Below are 13,288 nucleotides of genomic sequence, written 5' to 3' on the forward strand. Positions count from 1 at the left end.
TGGTGGGCCCGGTAGGACTCGAACCTACGACAACACCGTTATGAGCGGTGCGTTCTAACCAACTGAACTACAGGCCCTGAAATCACAAATGTCAGGCAATTAGGTTACAGAATACGAAAATATCATGAAGAGTCAATTAAAATCTATAGTTTTTGGGGGTTGGGGGAGTGGCGATGGTGTTTATTCTTTTTTTTCTTAGGCTCATGGAATGTTTGTAAAAGTATATCATGAATTGATAAACCGGTTCTCTCCTTGAGTCTTCTCAGATGAGTTTCAACTGTTGAGGGGGCTATGGAAAGGATTGAGGCGATTTCCTTGTAAGATTTGCATTCGAGAAACAGCTGAGCACACAACGCTTCATAGGTTGTTATATAGTTCGTTGCGTCCTCTCCAATGGGATATTGAATTGACCGTTTGGGCAAAAACATATCCTCATGTGTTATGTAGTCTGGCACAAAGGGTTTCAGGGGCTCCTTTGGTGCCTTTTCAATAAGGTTGCGGGCCAGGGAAGGAAAAATTTCTGAGAATCTTTGAAGTTCCATCATAATATGCAAATAGTATATGTAAGGGGACGGATGAGGCTCAGGCATTGCAAAAGAGGCACAATCATAAAAATTTTTTCGACGGTTTATGATGCTTAAGCCATGGTAAATTCTATCTCGGTCTTTCATGCAAGAGAGAAGGGATTCAGAGAAGGACTCATCCCAGAACAGGATAAAGGATTGTCGTGTTAAGATAGGTCGATGTACCGAGGGTTCAATAAACCCCTTTTCAAGAAAGTCATTAAGAAAATGAGGGTGGTTTGAAAGGACAATATAAGTGTTATCTTTATATATCCGTCGGAACTGAAAGTAGGCGATTTTTCTTGGGACTAAGAAGAATTTTGTAATTTTATCAACTTCTTGAGCAGCTTCGAGTGTCCATTGGCAATCAAGATTTGTCATCATCTTTATCACACGTCTTTCAACAATGTGACCCTCTACTTTTTGAGAGCTCAAACCACTTTCTGTTGTCTGTAGTAACTTTTAGCTTACGACTTATTCGAGAGTGATAGAAGAAACTTAGCACAAAAAATATTGCTGTAGGTACTGTAAAAATCATGACGAAGAATTTAGATTTTCCGTATATTATTCGAACTGTTTCACGGCAAATCTATGCATATCTGAGGTGTCGAACTTGTATATCGTTTTAGTTTGCTGTACGAAACAATGAGCAGATAATATGTTCCGATTTTATCTCTCAAGGCCACGCGGAGCCTATAATCCGCGACAATTTTCTTTACAGTACTACGTTACAAATATTTAAGCATTTTATTGAGATGTTAAATTTATTTTTTTATTATTATAACATCAATTTTATTATGCTTTAAAAAATCCAACAGTCAAGAGTCAAATCGTCGCATATTGCGATTATTTGATCACGGGAGACGGGGGGCATGCTCTCGCGCCTCCTGATCGCGCGCCTACCACGTTTCGTAATACTTCGCTCCAAGAGACTCTCTGGCCAATTTAGTCATCATTCCAAGGGAATAGGGGGGATATAAGGTATGGGCAATACCTGTATGGGCAACCAGAAAAATTGACGATTGAGTGATCCATACCTATAGAATAAGCGACTTCTACTCTTGGAAATTCAATGAATGAATTCAATGAGTAAGGGGAATGTGTTTCAGGGGATGAATCGACATCAATAATCATTTGTGATGGAGGAGGATTTTATGGATTGCTTTACGAAATTAAAAAGGATAATGGGGGAAAAAGGCGCGCTTTGCGCTGGATTGTTTGGCTTGGGAGGCTTCCTCTTAGGTCTTCCGGGGGGGATTGGCGAGGTTCAAGCATCATTTGATGGTCCGTATGTGGGTGTTCACTTGGGTCATTTGCACCAAACCACGAGCCTGGATGCGAAACAGGATCCGGCGAACAAGAATGCGGACATGAATAACACAACCGGAGCGCGAGGAATGCCCACAGTAGAAATTGTTTTGGGTTGGGGGCGGCTGTTTTGGGGATGCTTCTATGGGGGTGTCGAAGGAAAGATCGATTGGGCGAAAGGGGGAAGTCAGAAAGTTGCGGAGGATGTCAATTTCATCTACAAATCTGGTCGGAAAGGTCTGGGCGCAGGGGTGCTGGCGCGTCTGGGGTATTTGGTCACCCCGACCACGATGGTTTATGGGGGCGTGGGGATTAAATCAGCAAGGTTTTCTCATAATATATTTGAAAAAGCAGATCAAATTTCAGCCCCTTTTTCCAAAAGATCCCATCATTTATTAACAGAAGTCGGCATCGAAACGTCGACCGAGGCCATTCAAAACTTGAAGTTTCGATTTGGCTACTCTTTCATGCCAAAGAAAGCAGCTACGCATAAAACTACTGAGTTTCCAATAAATCACCTATACCGGGAGCAAGGGATTGTTAAGGCAGGGACTCTAGAGCATATTATTAAGGTTGGAATGATTTATAGATTTTAAGCGATATCAAGGAAATATAGCACCTCCCTACCACTGAAATTTATTGAGGTAGGGAGATAACCTATTGTTAAAATTTGTATAACCGACCTTGCTCCTTACCATTAATTCTTAACTTAAAGCTCTTTGTGCCAATGCTCAAAGCATCCATAATTTTTCCAGGGTTATCGTAGCTGCTCTTTAGAATGGTAGACGACAGCGCCGCTGCAAGGCTTTTGTTTGAGCCATTGAGGAGTTTCCAGGCGGTATCCCCAATCTTTCCTTGCTCACGCAGCTTTTGGAGTCTGGCCTGGGGAGAGTTTGTGTCCGGTTTCGTCTCCAGTTTCATCAAAGGGATCACCGATACGAGGGGGCGCCGTTCCTTTCGCGGCTCACCTAAGAAGATATACCTTGGTGAGGCTTCTTCCCTTCTCTTTTTCATGGTGACTTTGACAGCTGCGTCCAGGGTTGGTGCATCACTGCTTAAGGTGTTTATGCACTCTTGAAGCCGATCCAGCACGTTGATTTTCGGGTCACCGCCAATGCGGTCGTCCACAATATCGAGGAGAGGGGGCGCCGACGGTGACTGATCCACTGGCGAGGCGGTTTCATGGCGAAAAGGATTTTCCCAGCTCAAGGTTTCCCCAAGAACATCGACTGTTTTGCCGGGGAGGATCGTAAGGATGAGGGTCAAGAGGAAGAAGAGTGTATTGTTTTTCATGATAATGCTCCTTTTGTTGGTGCAACTTAAGGATGTGTTATTTGTGTTAAAATTTAATAAAAATAACTCATCCACACAACTTTTAGTATATATAAATATCTTTTGCAACCCCCTTAATTTCACTCGTTGGTGGGCCAGGGGGTGAGCCAGGGGGTAAGCCATGGGCTCATTTTAGGACTTCATTTTGAGGGGAGATGAACGCAAAGGTTGCAGGATTGGGCACAAACCGCTATATCTAACCGTAGAAGTCACCAATATTTTGATAGATTAAAGGGTTCCGTTATCTATGACAGCAAAGTTTAAAATTGATGGCGATGCGATTCGTCAACTCGCAGAAATCCTTGTTGATACGAAATTAACCGAAATTGAATATGAAGATGATGGCCGCCGCATCCGGGTTTCCCGCGGGGGCGGTGTTCAAGCGGCAACTGTCTATACGGACGCCCCGCAGCCGGTTGCCATACCGAGTCATGACGCCGCAGCCCCTGCAGCGCCGCCTCCTTTGGCATCGAGCATTCACCCGGGAACGGTCAAATCCCCGATGGTCGGCACGGCCTATATGTGCGCTGAGCCTGGTGCGGCCCCGTTCGTGAAGGTGGGCGATATGATTACGGTCGGGCAAACGCTCATGATTATTGAAGCCATGAAGGTGATGAACCCCATTAAAGCCGCTCAAAGTGGGAAGTTGACCCAAATCTTTGTGAAAGACGGCAGCCCCGTTGAGTTTGGCGAACCCTTGATGGTTGTTGAATAGTACGATGACGATACTCTCCTCCCTTAAACCGGCTCGAAAGCCTGCTGTTTCTTCTCCAGAACCGAAGTTGTTTGAGAAGATTTTGATCGCAAACCGCGGTGAAATTGCTTTGCGTATTCAACGGGCTTGCCGCGAGATGGGCATCAAGACCGTGGCGGTGCACTCCACTGCGGATGCCACGTCCATGCATGTGCGCCTGGCGGATGAAAGTGTATGCATCGGGCCGCCATCGGGTCGCGATAGTTATTTGAAGATGTCGGCGCTGATCAGTGCCGCGGATATCACGGGCGCCAGCGCCATCCACCCGGGCGTGGGATTCTTGTCCGAAAATGCGGCCTTTGCCGGCATGGTCGAAGAGCACGGCATGACCTTTATTGGTCCAACGCCGGAGCACATCACCATGATGGGCGATAAGATCACCGCGAAGAAGACCATGATTGAGCTCGGTATCCCCGTTGTCCCTGGATCAGAGGGCGGTGTGGATACGGATGAAGAAGCGATCAAACTCGGTGAGTCGATCGGCTATCCGCTGCTCATTAAGGCCACGAGCGGTGGTGGTGGTAAGGGTATGAAAGTCGCCAACAACGCGGAAGAACTGCCGTCTGCCTTGCGCCTGGCCCGCGCGGAAGCCAAAGCGAACTTTGGCAACGATCAAGTATATATGGAACGCTACCTGCGCCGTCCTCGCCATATCGAGGTTCAGATTCTGGCGGACTCTTTCGGGAATGTGGTTCATTTGGGCGAGCGCGATTGCTCCATCCAACGCCGCCATCAAAAGATTTGGGAGGAGGCGCCGTCGCCAGGCCTGACCCCTGAAAAGCGCATTGAGCTTGGCCATATTGTCACGAAAGCCATCAAGAAAATGGGCTATCGCGGTGTGGGCACGCTCGAGTTCTTATATGAAGACGGCGAATTCTTCTTCATGGAAATGAACACGCGTCTACAGGTTGAACATCCCATCACGGAAATGGTCACGGGCATTGATTTGGTCAAAGAACAAATCAAGGTAGCCGCTGGATTCCCGCTGACGTTGCGACAAGAAGACATCAAATTTACGGGCCATGCCATTGAGTGCCGCGTGAATGCGGAACATCACGAGACGTTTGTGCCGTCCCCCGGCGAGATCACGGGCTATCATGCGCCTGGCGGTTGGGGTGTGCGCATCGACAGTCATCTTTATCAGGGCTATCACGTGCCGCCCCATTATGACAGCCTGGTGGCCAAGCTCGTCGTGTACGGCGACACGCGCGCAGAGTGCCTCAAGCGGGTGGAACGCGCCCTTCGTGAATATGTGATCGATGGCATCGAAACCATCCTGCCGCTTCACCGCAAATTGGCAGAAGATGCGGATATAAAGAGCGGGGATTACGATATCCACTGGTTGGAAAAGAAGTTAAAAGACCCATCTTTCTAACCTTCGTCTTTTCCTCCCCGGACGTCGTCAGCCCTTGATTCGCAATCCTCATGTACGTTGATGTACACTCCGGTTGCTCATCAAGTGCTTCCTAGCCAGGAAGAAAAATACTCGGTTATAATGGCCTATAAGTTGACGTTATACGAAAGAGGAACCCCATGGCATCCATTGACCAAAATCTCCAATCTCTCGGTATTATCCTCCCCACACCGCCCCAAGCGGTTGCCAATTATATGCCGTATGCGATTGCGGGAAACCTCGTGATCATCTCCGGTCAGCTCCCCATGAAAGACGGCGCGGTGGCTTACAAAGGCAAGGTCGGCGCGGACTTGAGCGTGGAAGAAGGCCAAGCGGCCGCGCGCCAATGTGCCATCAACATCCTGACCCAATTGAAAGTTGCGTGCGCCGGCGATCTTTCCCGTGTTGAGCGCTGTGTGCGCCTCGGTGGGTTCGTTACGTGCGACCCCGATTTCACGGACCAACCAAAAGTCATCAATGGTGCCTCCGACCTCATGGTCGCCGTCTTTGGGGAGGCAGGCCGCCACGCCCGCGCCGCTGTTGGCGTGACCGCGCTCCCTCTCGGCGCCGCGGTCGAGGTTGAAGCGACGTTTTTGATTCGGTGAGGGGTGTTGCATAAAAGTATTTCGAATTTAATAATTAAAAATTCCGTGTTGTTTCAATCTTAGTCAAATACGCACAATAATCGCAACCCGCAGTTCGTGAGGGAGCGTCGGACGCATTCAGGCACCCATGGGCTTGCGTGAGTTTCGCCTCAATCCAGCTTGTATCGAGAGGATGCTCGATCAACACGGTTTTGAAATGGAGGCAGTTGTCGAAGGCTTCCGCATCCTTGAGGCCGTTGCAATACAGCCAGTATGCTTTGTCATAAACCGGGTAACCATTCATCTTGAAGAGCCAAACGTAGATGTCGAGCTGGCGGCGGTACGCATCATGATAATCCTGGTCTAGAACAGCCTCACCATTCTTGGACGTGGCTTTGTAATCAATAATCACGAGCTCCCCCTTAGGATTTACCCAGACATCATCAATGGCTCCATAAACATGAAAGTTGGTCGGGGCGTGGAGGTACGCGATGCCCTGGCGATTGTTGCGCCACGTGGGGAGCAGATCCGCCGGATTAGGCAGATAGGGAATGGCGTCTAATTTATATTCAACAGCTATGGGATGCGGCTGTGCCTTCGCCCGATACCCGTCGCATTCATTTTTCAATAAAGCATCGACGGCCATGTTTAGGGTAAAGGATGGGCCTGAGGGTTGGCTAATGCCTAACCGACGATCCAAATAGAAACAATGCGGACACTGAGTGAACAGTTCAATCTTGGAGCGTCTGAGTTTAAAGGGATCGAGTTGGTTGGGTTGATAAAAAGCCGCCATATCTGTCCTGTATCGACGATTCGTTGGATACTCCTTCTAGTTTGGCAGAAAGTGCTTGAAGAAGGGTTAATGGTTTCTACCTATCAAGGTAAATCAATAATTACTGATGCGTAGCTCTTTCTAAATTTAATTGGAGAAGTCTTTCTAAAATTTCATCATCTGTTAAATCTTCTGGCCATCCATATGCTTTTGCTACAGCAGAATCTAACTCTTTATGAATGGAAATCAACCAATGTGGTTTTTTGTTATAAAGGTTTGTTAAAGTGCGTTCCTTTAGTACTAGTTCTGCTTCCGCATCTATGGGAAGAATTCTATCAGGATACCCCGATACAACTTCTGGAATTCTTTTAATAAGTTCGGGTGGATTTAACCAATTTTCTCGAAGTTCATTTAAGCGTTTGGCAATGTCTCTTATGTTTCGTGCGAGAGGGTTATCGTTAGTAATAGAGGAAAGAAGATCAGGGCTAAAGCCACTTGGAAAGGGAAAAGTTAAAAAAGTAACAGTATGCGAATAAGTGGGATGATTCCCAACTCCATGATATGGACATATCTTCAAAGTCCATAATTGATGATAATATGAATGTAAAAGCCCAAACATAATATCATCTTCACTTGCTATAGTTACTAATCTGCTATCAGGGAGGACGATTTTATCAACCCAGACAAACAGCCTGTGTTTGGCTACACGAGGAGTAGCTATATATCTTTGTAGTGGTCTTATAGCTTCTCGCATTTCTGGACGCGGACATTCGTGAATCCACCATGGCTTTGTACGAGTGCTTTGTCGATGTTTGTTACGCTCTGGCTTTACATGATTAAAAATATAATTATAGGGTTTTTCGTATAACGAAGCCTCTAATTCTGTTTCAACAGAATTAAAATCTATTATCCAGGTATCTGATGGCCTTTGAACAATGGCACGCCCGTTTATCCATGGAAAAAGCACATTACTGTTTGGCATTTTATTAGCATTGAAGGATAACTTAATCCATTCTCGTGCTAAATCCCCACTAACTTCAAAGGGGCCACTTTTCTGATCCCCTATAAATGCTATGAGTTGGTTTTCCTTTAATATCTTAGCTAAAGTAATATCGTAACCTGGGCCATCTTTTAAGCTACCAGTAAGATTGGAAAAAATCTGTTTTACTTCCTTCCCGTTTAATTTTAAGGGTTTTATAGCGTTCAATATATTTTTATTTGCAAAGCAAATAATAGAAATTCTTACCGAAGCCCCATCAATTGTCCAGGGTTCATCACTCCAGGCATTATAAATGGTACATGACTCGAGCAGATTTTCTATTACCTTACGGTTTTGTCCAGCACGAACTGAATTGGTAGTTACAAAACCAGCTCTTTTAACTTTTCCTTCTTTGACTAATTTGGCAGTCTTTTCAAGCCAATATGTTACAAGATCTGCGCCTGCTGGGACTCTTCCCTTGTATACTTTCCTAATCTTGCTAACATCCTCTTCTCCAAGTTCAGTTAGTTGTCTCTTATCCCCTAAAAATGGGGGATTTCCAACAATGAAATCTGCTGTTGGCCATTGTGCCTCTGTTCCATCAACGTTGACTAACGCATCGCGCTTTTGAATATTATCAAGCCTATTGAGGATAGGTTTTTTCCTTAGCCCAAAGCCGTTTTTAATCATCCATTGTATTTCACCTATCCAAATAGTGACTTTTGCTAATTCAACGGCATATTCATTAGTATCTATTCCAAGTAAGCATGAGGGACCAATTTCCGGAAATTCTCGCTGCCTAATCTTAAGTTTTTCAGCTTCACACATCACTTGATGCTCAAAGTCCTTTAGCAATTGTAGAGTAGTGTACAAGAAACTAGCCGACCCACACGCAGGATCTAAAACGCGAGTGGCCCTAAGTTCCTCAAGAAATTGTGAATAAATTCTATGAGTTTCTTTCTGCTTATTTCTTTTTGCGCTAGCTAGTTGAAATTGACATTGCTCCTTAACGAGTCTCCATTTCTCTTGTAAAGGCAGAAGAACTACTGGCTCTAATACTCTAATTATATCGTTTTTTCCTGTATAATGTGCACCCAATTGAGCACGCGCATCTGGGTCCAGACCTCTTTCAAACATTTGACCAAAAATAGTAGCAGAAACCTCACTCCAATCATACTTAGAAGCTTCTAGAATATTTTTGATTTCTTCTGGTATTAGCAAAAGAGACTCATTGTCAGAAAAAATTCCTCCATTGAACCAATCAATTTTATGTTCCCCAAAATCTCCCCCTTCTTTCATGCTTTGAAAGAACTTATTTAATAATCCAGGTAATTCAGTAGGAGCATTCAGGCCTCTTTTTAGAATACTTTTAAAAACTTCTTCCTTAGGCAAAAGGCCAATATTTTCAGCAAACAAGCAAAAAACTATCTTATTAACAAAATTGGCAACTTGGTGAGGAGAATGCCCCCTTTCTCTAAGACTTCTTGCAATTGCAGCGAATTCTTTAGCAAGTTCGCTTGTAAGAGTCTCTCGTTCTTTTTCCGGATTCAATTTTTCTGGTTCAGAAAATGCCTGTTTTAGTAGATGAAGGTTCTTAGGGTCCTCTAAAGACTCAAGCTCCAAGTGATGAGTTTTAGGGATACTATTTGTAAAATTAGTATGAATATCAATCGTATCCATATCTGACACAATAAGTAGGGGAGGGTTGTAAAGCTCTCTTGAGTAAAGAACGAGTTGCTTATAGGCCTCTTTTAAGTCACGATGATTACGTTTGTATTCCCATGCAAAGCAATCCTTTTTCCAAACATCTGCCCAACCATGTCCTCCCCCAGCTTTCTTTGTGCCAGCTTCAAAGGTATACCAGCTACCTTCTTGGTCAGATTCTGAGGGTGTAGGCTCATCTAATAGATGACATAAATCTATAAAATGAGAATGAGAGCCCGCTCGTTCACTAAGGTTGGTATTCTTCCATCTATGAATAAATTCCTGAGCTGTTAATGATCCCATTTCTCCGAGTACCTATCATAGATGGTGCTTTAGAATTAGGATCTCTCGAGAAAAGTTAAATTTTGGTAAAGATTAAGGCTTCATGTATAAAATATGAATGAATTCGTTTAGCCTTTATTTGTAGTACTCCCCACCCCCCCCATTTGCCCACTTCCCCTTGTCGAAAATTTGAATTAATATGGTCCTTTCTATTCGAGATTTGGAGAGGCGATCGGCGCTAAGGTGGCTTCTTTGACAATTGTTTCATCAGCGTCACTTTCATGAAAAAAGGAGTCTGTTATGGGTTTGAAAAGTTTAATGATTTTGGGGTTGGGTATGGCGTTTATCGGCGGGCAGGTCGCGGGGACGCGCGCGGCGGAAGATACCAGAGGCGCGAAGACTCAAGATACACAATGGGATGTAAAGACGTTGGCCAAGCACATTGGGTACACGTTTCGGGATGCTTCTTATCTCGACAAGGTGTTTTCCCATACAGGTGTGGCGCCTACGAATCAACTTCCCTTTGGGCGGTTGGAATTTTTAGGCGATGGAGTTTTAGAATGGGTCGTTACGCGGCGTCTTATGGATGCCAATCCAACTCAAGGGGAAGGGTGGCTCACCGAGAAAAAGGCGACGATCGTTTCCAACGAAAATAATGCTGCCGTTTTTGATCGCTTGCAGTTGTTTCCTTTTGTGAGACACAATCCGGTTCATAAGATCAATGGTGAAGGCTTGAAGAAGATTAAGGCTGATACGTGTGAGGCGCTGATTGGAGCGATTTGTCTGGATGGGGGACAGGAGAGCGCTGAAAAATTTATTGTGACTTATTGGTTGTCCAATGCGCCAACAAATGGGTTGTCTCCTGTGGTTTCTAATGGGGCTTCCAATGGCGTAATCAAGCCAGTTGCCGTCAAAGCTGCGGTGGTTGTTCCTGCGCAAGCTAAAATAACTCCAATGCCTCCCACAGTTGTTTTGAAAGCGCAAGCGTTTAAGGTTGTGGGGGACGTCAAAACACAACTTGAAGCATTCCGTCTGGCCCATAATCTCCCGAGCCCGACCTACAAATGGACGAGCAAAAAGGCTCCCTTTCGGGGACAATTGCACTTCTGTGATTTGCCATTTACAGCGGCTTATGAGGGAAGTTCAAAAAGTGCTGTTAAGAAGCTTTGTGCAGCCCAGGTCTTGAGGAAATTTGATGAAGCTAGGTTTTCCGAAACACTCAAAGGAAAATCGAAACAGGAAGCGGTTAAACTTTTGCGGGAGCTCGCTGCTCAAACCATGGGTCTAAGCCCCAAAGCCGCAGAGGGTGTTAAGAAAGTGGCGGCGGCTCCAAAAGCTCCTGTTGCCCCTAAAGCCTCAGCGGTCTCTGCTGTCAAGGTAGTCCCTGCAGCCCCTGCAATCCCGGTAGTCCCAGTAACCAAAGCAGCTCCTGCGGTTTTTTCAGAAACGGTGAGTGTGAAGAAAGCAAAGCAACGGCTTCAGGATCTGTGTGTTCATTTGCATGAAGGAGATCCCGTTTATACGGTTCTGGAAGGTGCCACAACGTCGACCGCATCTGTGACAATTGAAGGGGTGGGGACGTTTGAAGTTTTGGGAAATAAAACTCAAAAACATGCCGCCCTGGCCGCCTATACGAAAATTACCGGTAAGGTCATTGGGTTGAAACAAGTGAGGAAAGCGCTCACTGCACTGTGTCAGGAAAGGCATTTTGGCAAGCCCGTGTACACAAGTGGCAAAATGGAGGTTCGCGTTCAGGTGGCAGCAGGTGCTCTTCGAGCAGAAGCGGTGAGTGACCAATCCCAAGTTCATGCGGAAAAAGAGGCGGCTAGAAAATTGTATGAGGCGTTGCGCAAGGCGCGGATGTAGGAGACATAGATGATCAAAGAAATTTTTACAAAACGCGTCATTTCACTTTTCATTGCATTGATCCTTGTGTCTATCGCAACATGGAAAGTGATGAATAAGATTGAACACCCCACGCCAAGCGGTGCTTGTGCGAGTACGACAGAAGCGCTTTATATAACCCCCAAGGCGGAGGTGACGGATGCGGTCGTGCGTCTCATGGGCTTGACGGGGATCCGCATTGCCAACGATGCTTTACCGCCAGAGAAGGACTGGCCGGAGGTTAGACTGCAGATCAAATCACGGGATGTGAGCGAGGTGGCAGCAGCCGTTCAAGGGAAGATTGATCCGGCGGTTACCTGGTTCGGGGTTCCCAAAACAGAACGATGGGAAGCGGATGCGTTGAAGCCGAAACTTTCTCGCGCACAAGCCGACCATATCGTGAGTTTGAATTTAGAGACACTTCATCAGGCTGAAAGTATGTATCCAACAGGTCTCCCAAATGCTGTGTTTTTCTTGGGATCAACTTTGGGGTCTGTGCGCAAACGCTTGGCCTTCTTGAATGAGCTTTACGAATCAAAGAAACTCTCCCCGGATCTCACCGTATATGTCCTCACGGGGGAGCGAAAGTTGGATGAAAAAGTGGGCGAGACGACCACCATTCTGATGGATCCGAACAACGCGCTGATACCCTTTCGAGGGGATTGGGCACCAACGGATCTCGTGATTTCTGATGAGGCAGGAATGATCAAGCTGGTCTTTTCACAATCACGACATGCCTCTTTGGATGAGAATAGGATCAAGTTTGTCTATTCGTCGAAGGGTGACCGGCGCCGAGCCAACACGGAAGGGACGATTGTACAATGGCTGAAGGAGTTCTCACCGTCGTCTGGCATGTACGTGGCCATCTCGAATCAACCTTACAATTTCTATCAAGAATGTGTGATTCGCCGTGTCCTACTTCAAGCGGGGCGGCCGGATATTTGCGTGCGTGTCATCGGGCCAGGAAAGAAAGTTGAAGACAAAACAGATGCAGCGGTAATTGCAGATGCCACAAATCTTCTGGACAATGTCTCCCGGATTTTGTATGAGCTTTCAAACATTAAGAAAGCGCTTCCCTCGTGACCACGCTTCCCATTCTCTACTCCTTTCGCCGGTGTCCCTATGCCATGCGCGCGCGTCTCGCCCTTTATACAGCGAGGGTGAGTCATGAGCATCGGGAAATTGACCTGAAAAATAAGCCGCGGGAAATGCTGGAAATCTCCCCCAAAGGGACGGTTCCGGTGTTGCAACTGGAGGATGGAACGGTCTTAAACGAAAGTCTCGACATCATGCAATGGGCCTTCAAAGTCACCGATCTGCCGCCTGATTGGGCGGTTCTTATCATGGAAAATGACACGACATTTAAGGAGGCGTTGGATCGGTATAAATATCCCGGACGTTATGAGGAAGAAGAAGGCTCGAATTATCGAGACCAATGCGCGGTTTTTTTGAAGAAGTTGGAAGCGCCCGCGTCGCCTTTTTTATCCGGAGAAGAATTATCCCTCCTCGACATGGGGGTACTGCCTTTCGTGCGGCAATTTGAAAAGGTGAATCCGGCATGGTTTGCGGAGCAACCCTATCCGCGGTTAAAATCAGGGTTGGAGCGCTTAACTTCAAGCGCTCTGTTTGAAGGGGTAATGGAGAGACATCCCCTATGGTCGAACGGTACCCAACCACTCTTGGTTGTGTTCTAATCTCCTCTCTTCAATCTTCATAAAATTTTCATCGACCCG

The 13,288-nt window shown here is 46.1% G+C and carries 11 protein-coding genes and 1 tRNA gene; 7 read left to right on the forward strand and 5 right to left on the reverse strand.

Annotation, left to right across the window (positions count from 1 at the left end; all coding sequences use genetic code 11):
* Together K2Y18_04635 and K2Y18_04640 are read right to left on the reverse strand one after the other, a co-directional pair.
* A tRNA-Met gene (locus K2Y18_04635) sits at positions 1 to 77 on the reverse strand.
* Between the two features lie 66 nt (positions 78 to 143).
* On the reverse strand, positions 144 to 947 hold the full coding sequence (locus K2Y18_04640) for a LuxR C-terminal-related transcriptional regulator (GenBank protein MBX9805025.1): 804 nt from the start codon (positions 945 to 947) through the stop codon (positions 144 to 146).
* 770 nt (positions 948 to 1,717) lie between these two features.
* Here K2Y18_04640 and K2Y18_04645 point away from each other — a divergent pair.
* On the forward strand, positions 1,718 to 2,467 hold the full coding sequence (locus K2Y18_04645) for a hypothetical protein (GenBank protein MBX9805026.1): 750 nt from the start codon (positions 1,718 to 1,720) through the stop codon (positions 2,465 to 2,467).
* Positions 2,468 to 2,534: 67 nt separating this feature from the next.
* Here the strand turns inward: K2Y18_04645 and K2Y18_04650 are convergent, their stop codons facing one another.
* Positions 2,535 to 3,164, reverse strand: a complete 630-nt coding sequence (locus tag K2Y18_04650) for a hypothetical protein (protein ID MBX9805027.1) — start codon at positions 3,162 to 3,164, stop codon at positions 2,535 to 2,537.
* A 286-nt stretch (positions 3,165 to 3,450) separates the two neighbouring features.
* Here K2Y18_04650 and accB point away from each other — a divergent pair, with 286 nt between their 5' ends.
* From accB to K2Y18_04665, 3 genes are all read left to right on the forward strand, one after another.
* A complete protein-coding gene (gene accB, locus K2Y18_04655; GenBank protein ID MBX9805028.1) occupies positions 3,451 to 3,918 on the forward strand; it encodes an acetyl-CoA carboxylase biotin carboxyl carrier protein in 468 nt (155 codons plus the stop codon).
* A 67-nt stretch (positions 3,919 to 3,985) separates the two neighbouring features.
* Positions 3,986 to 5,332 (forward strand): acetyl-CoA carboxylase biotin carboxylase subunit, encoded by a 1,347-nt coding sequence (accC, locus tag K2Y18_04660; protein MBX9805029.1) that lies wholly within the window; start codon positions 3,986 to 3,988, stop codon positions 5,330 to 5,332.
* Between the two features lie 158 nt (positions 5,333 to 5,490).
* Positions 5,491 to 5,955: a RidA family protein gene (locus K2Y18_04665; GenBank protein ID MBX9805030.1), complete on the forward strand. Its 465-nt coding sequence runs from the start codon at positions 5,491 to 5,493 to the stop codon at positions 5,953 to 5,955.
* A 34-nt stretch (positions 5,956 to 5,989) separates the two neighbouring features.
* Here the strand turns inward: K2Y18_04665 and K2Y18_04670 are convergent, their stop codons facing one another.
* Together K2Y18_04670 and K2Y18_04675 are read right to left on the reverse strand one after the other, a co-directional pair.
* Positions 5,990 to 6,727: a PD-(D/E)XK nuclease family protein gene (locus tag K2Y18_04670; GenBank protein MBX9805031.1), complete on the reverse strand. Its 738-nt coding sequence runs from the start codon at positions 6,725 to 6,727 to the stop codon at positions 5,990 to 5,992.
* A gap of 100 nt (positions 6,728 to 6,827) precedes the next feature.
* On the reverse strand, positions 6,828 to 9,692 hold the full coding sequence (locus K2Y18_04675; GenBank protein ID MBX9805032.1) for an N-6 DNA methylase: 2,865 nt from the start codon (positions 9,690 to 9,692) through the stop codon (positions 6,828 to 6,830).
* Positions 9,693 to 9,971: 279 nt separating this feature from the next.
* On the opposite strand from K2Y18_04675, the gene K2Y18_04680 reads away from it, so the two are divergent.
* Genes K2Y18_04680 through K2Y18_04690 form a run of 3 tightly spaced genes read left to right on the forward strand, consistent with a single transcriptional unit; the run spans position 9,972 to position 13,249 of the window.
* Complete coding sequence (locus K2Y18_04680) at positions 9,972 to 11,537, forward strand: hypothetical protein (GenBank protein MBX9805033.1); 1,566 nt, start codon at positions 9,972 to 9,974, stop codon at positions 11,535 to 11,537.
* A gap of 9 nt (positions 11,538 to 11,546) precedes the next feature.
* On the forward strand, positions 11,547 to 12,638 hold the full coding sequence (locus K2Y18_04685) for a hypothetical protein (GenBank protein ID MBX9805034.1): 1,092 nt from the start codon (positions 11,547 to 11,549) through the stop codon (positions 12,636 to 12,638).
* Complete coding sequence (locus K2Y18_04690; protein MBX9805035.1) at positions 12,635 to 13,249, forward strand: glutathione S-transferase; 615 nt, start codon at positions 12,635 to 12,637, stop codon at positions 13,247 to 13,249. The genes K2Y18_04685 and K2Y18_04690 overlap by 4 nt, the downstream gene beginning before the upstream one ends.
* Positions 13,250 to 13,288 lie beyond the last annotated feature (39 nt).

Source organism: Alphaproteobacteria bacterium, assembly GCA_019746225.1.
Lineage (GTDB): Bacteria > Pseudomonadota > Alphaproteobacteria > Paracaedibacterales > VGCI01 > VGCI01.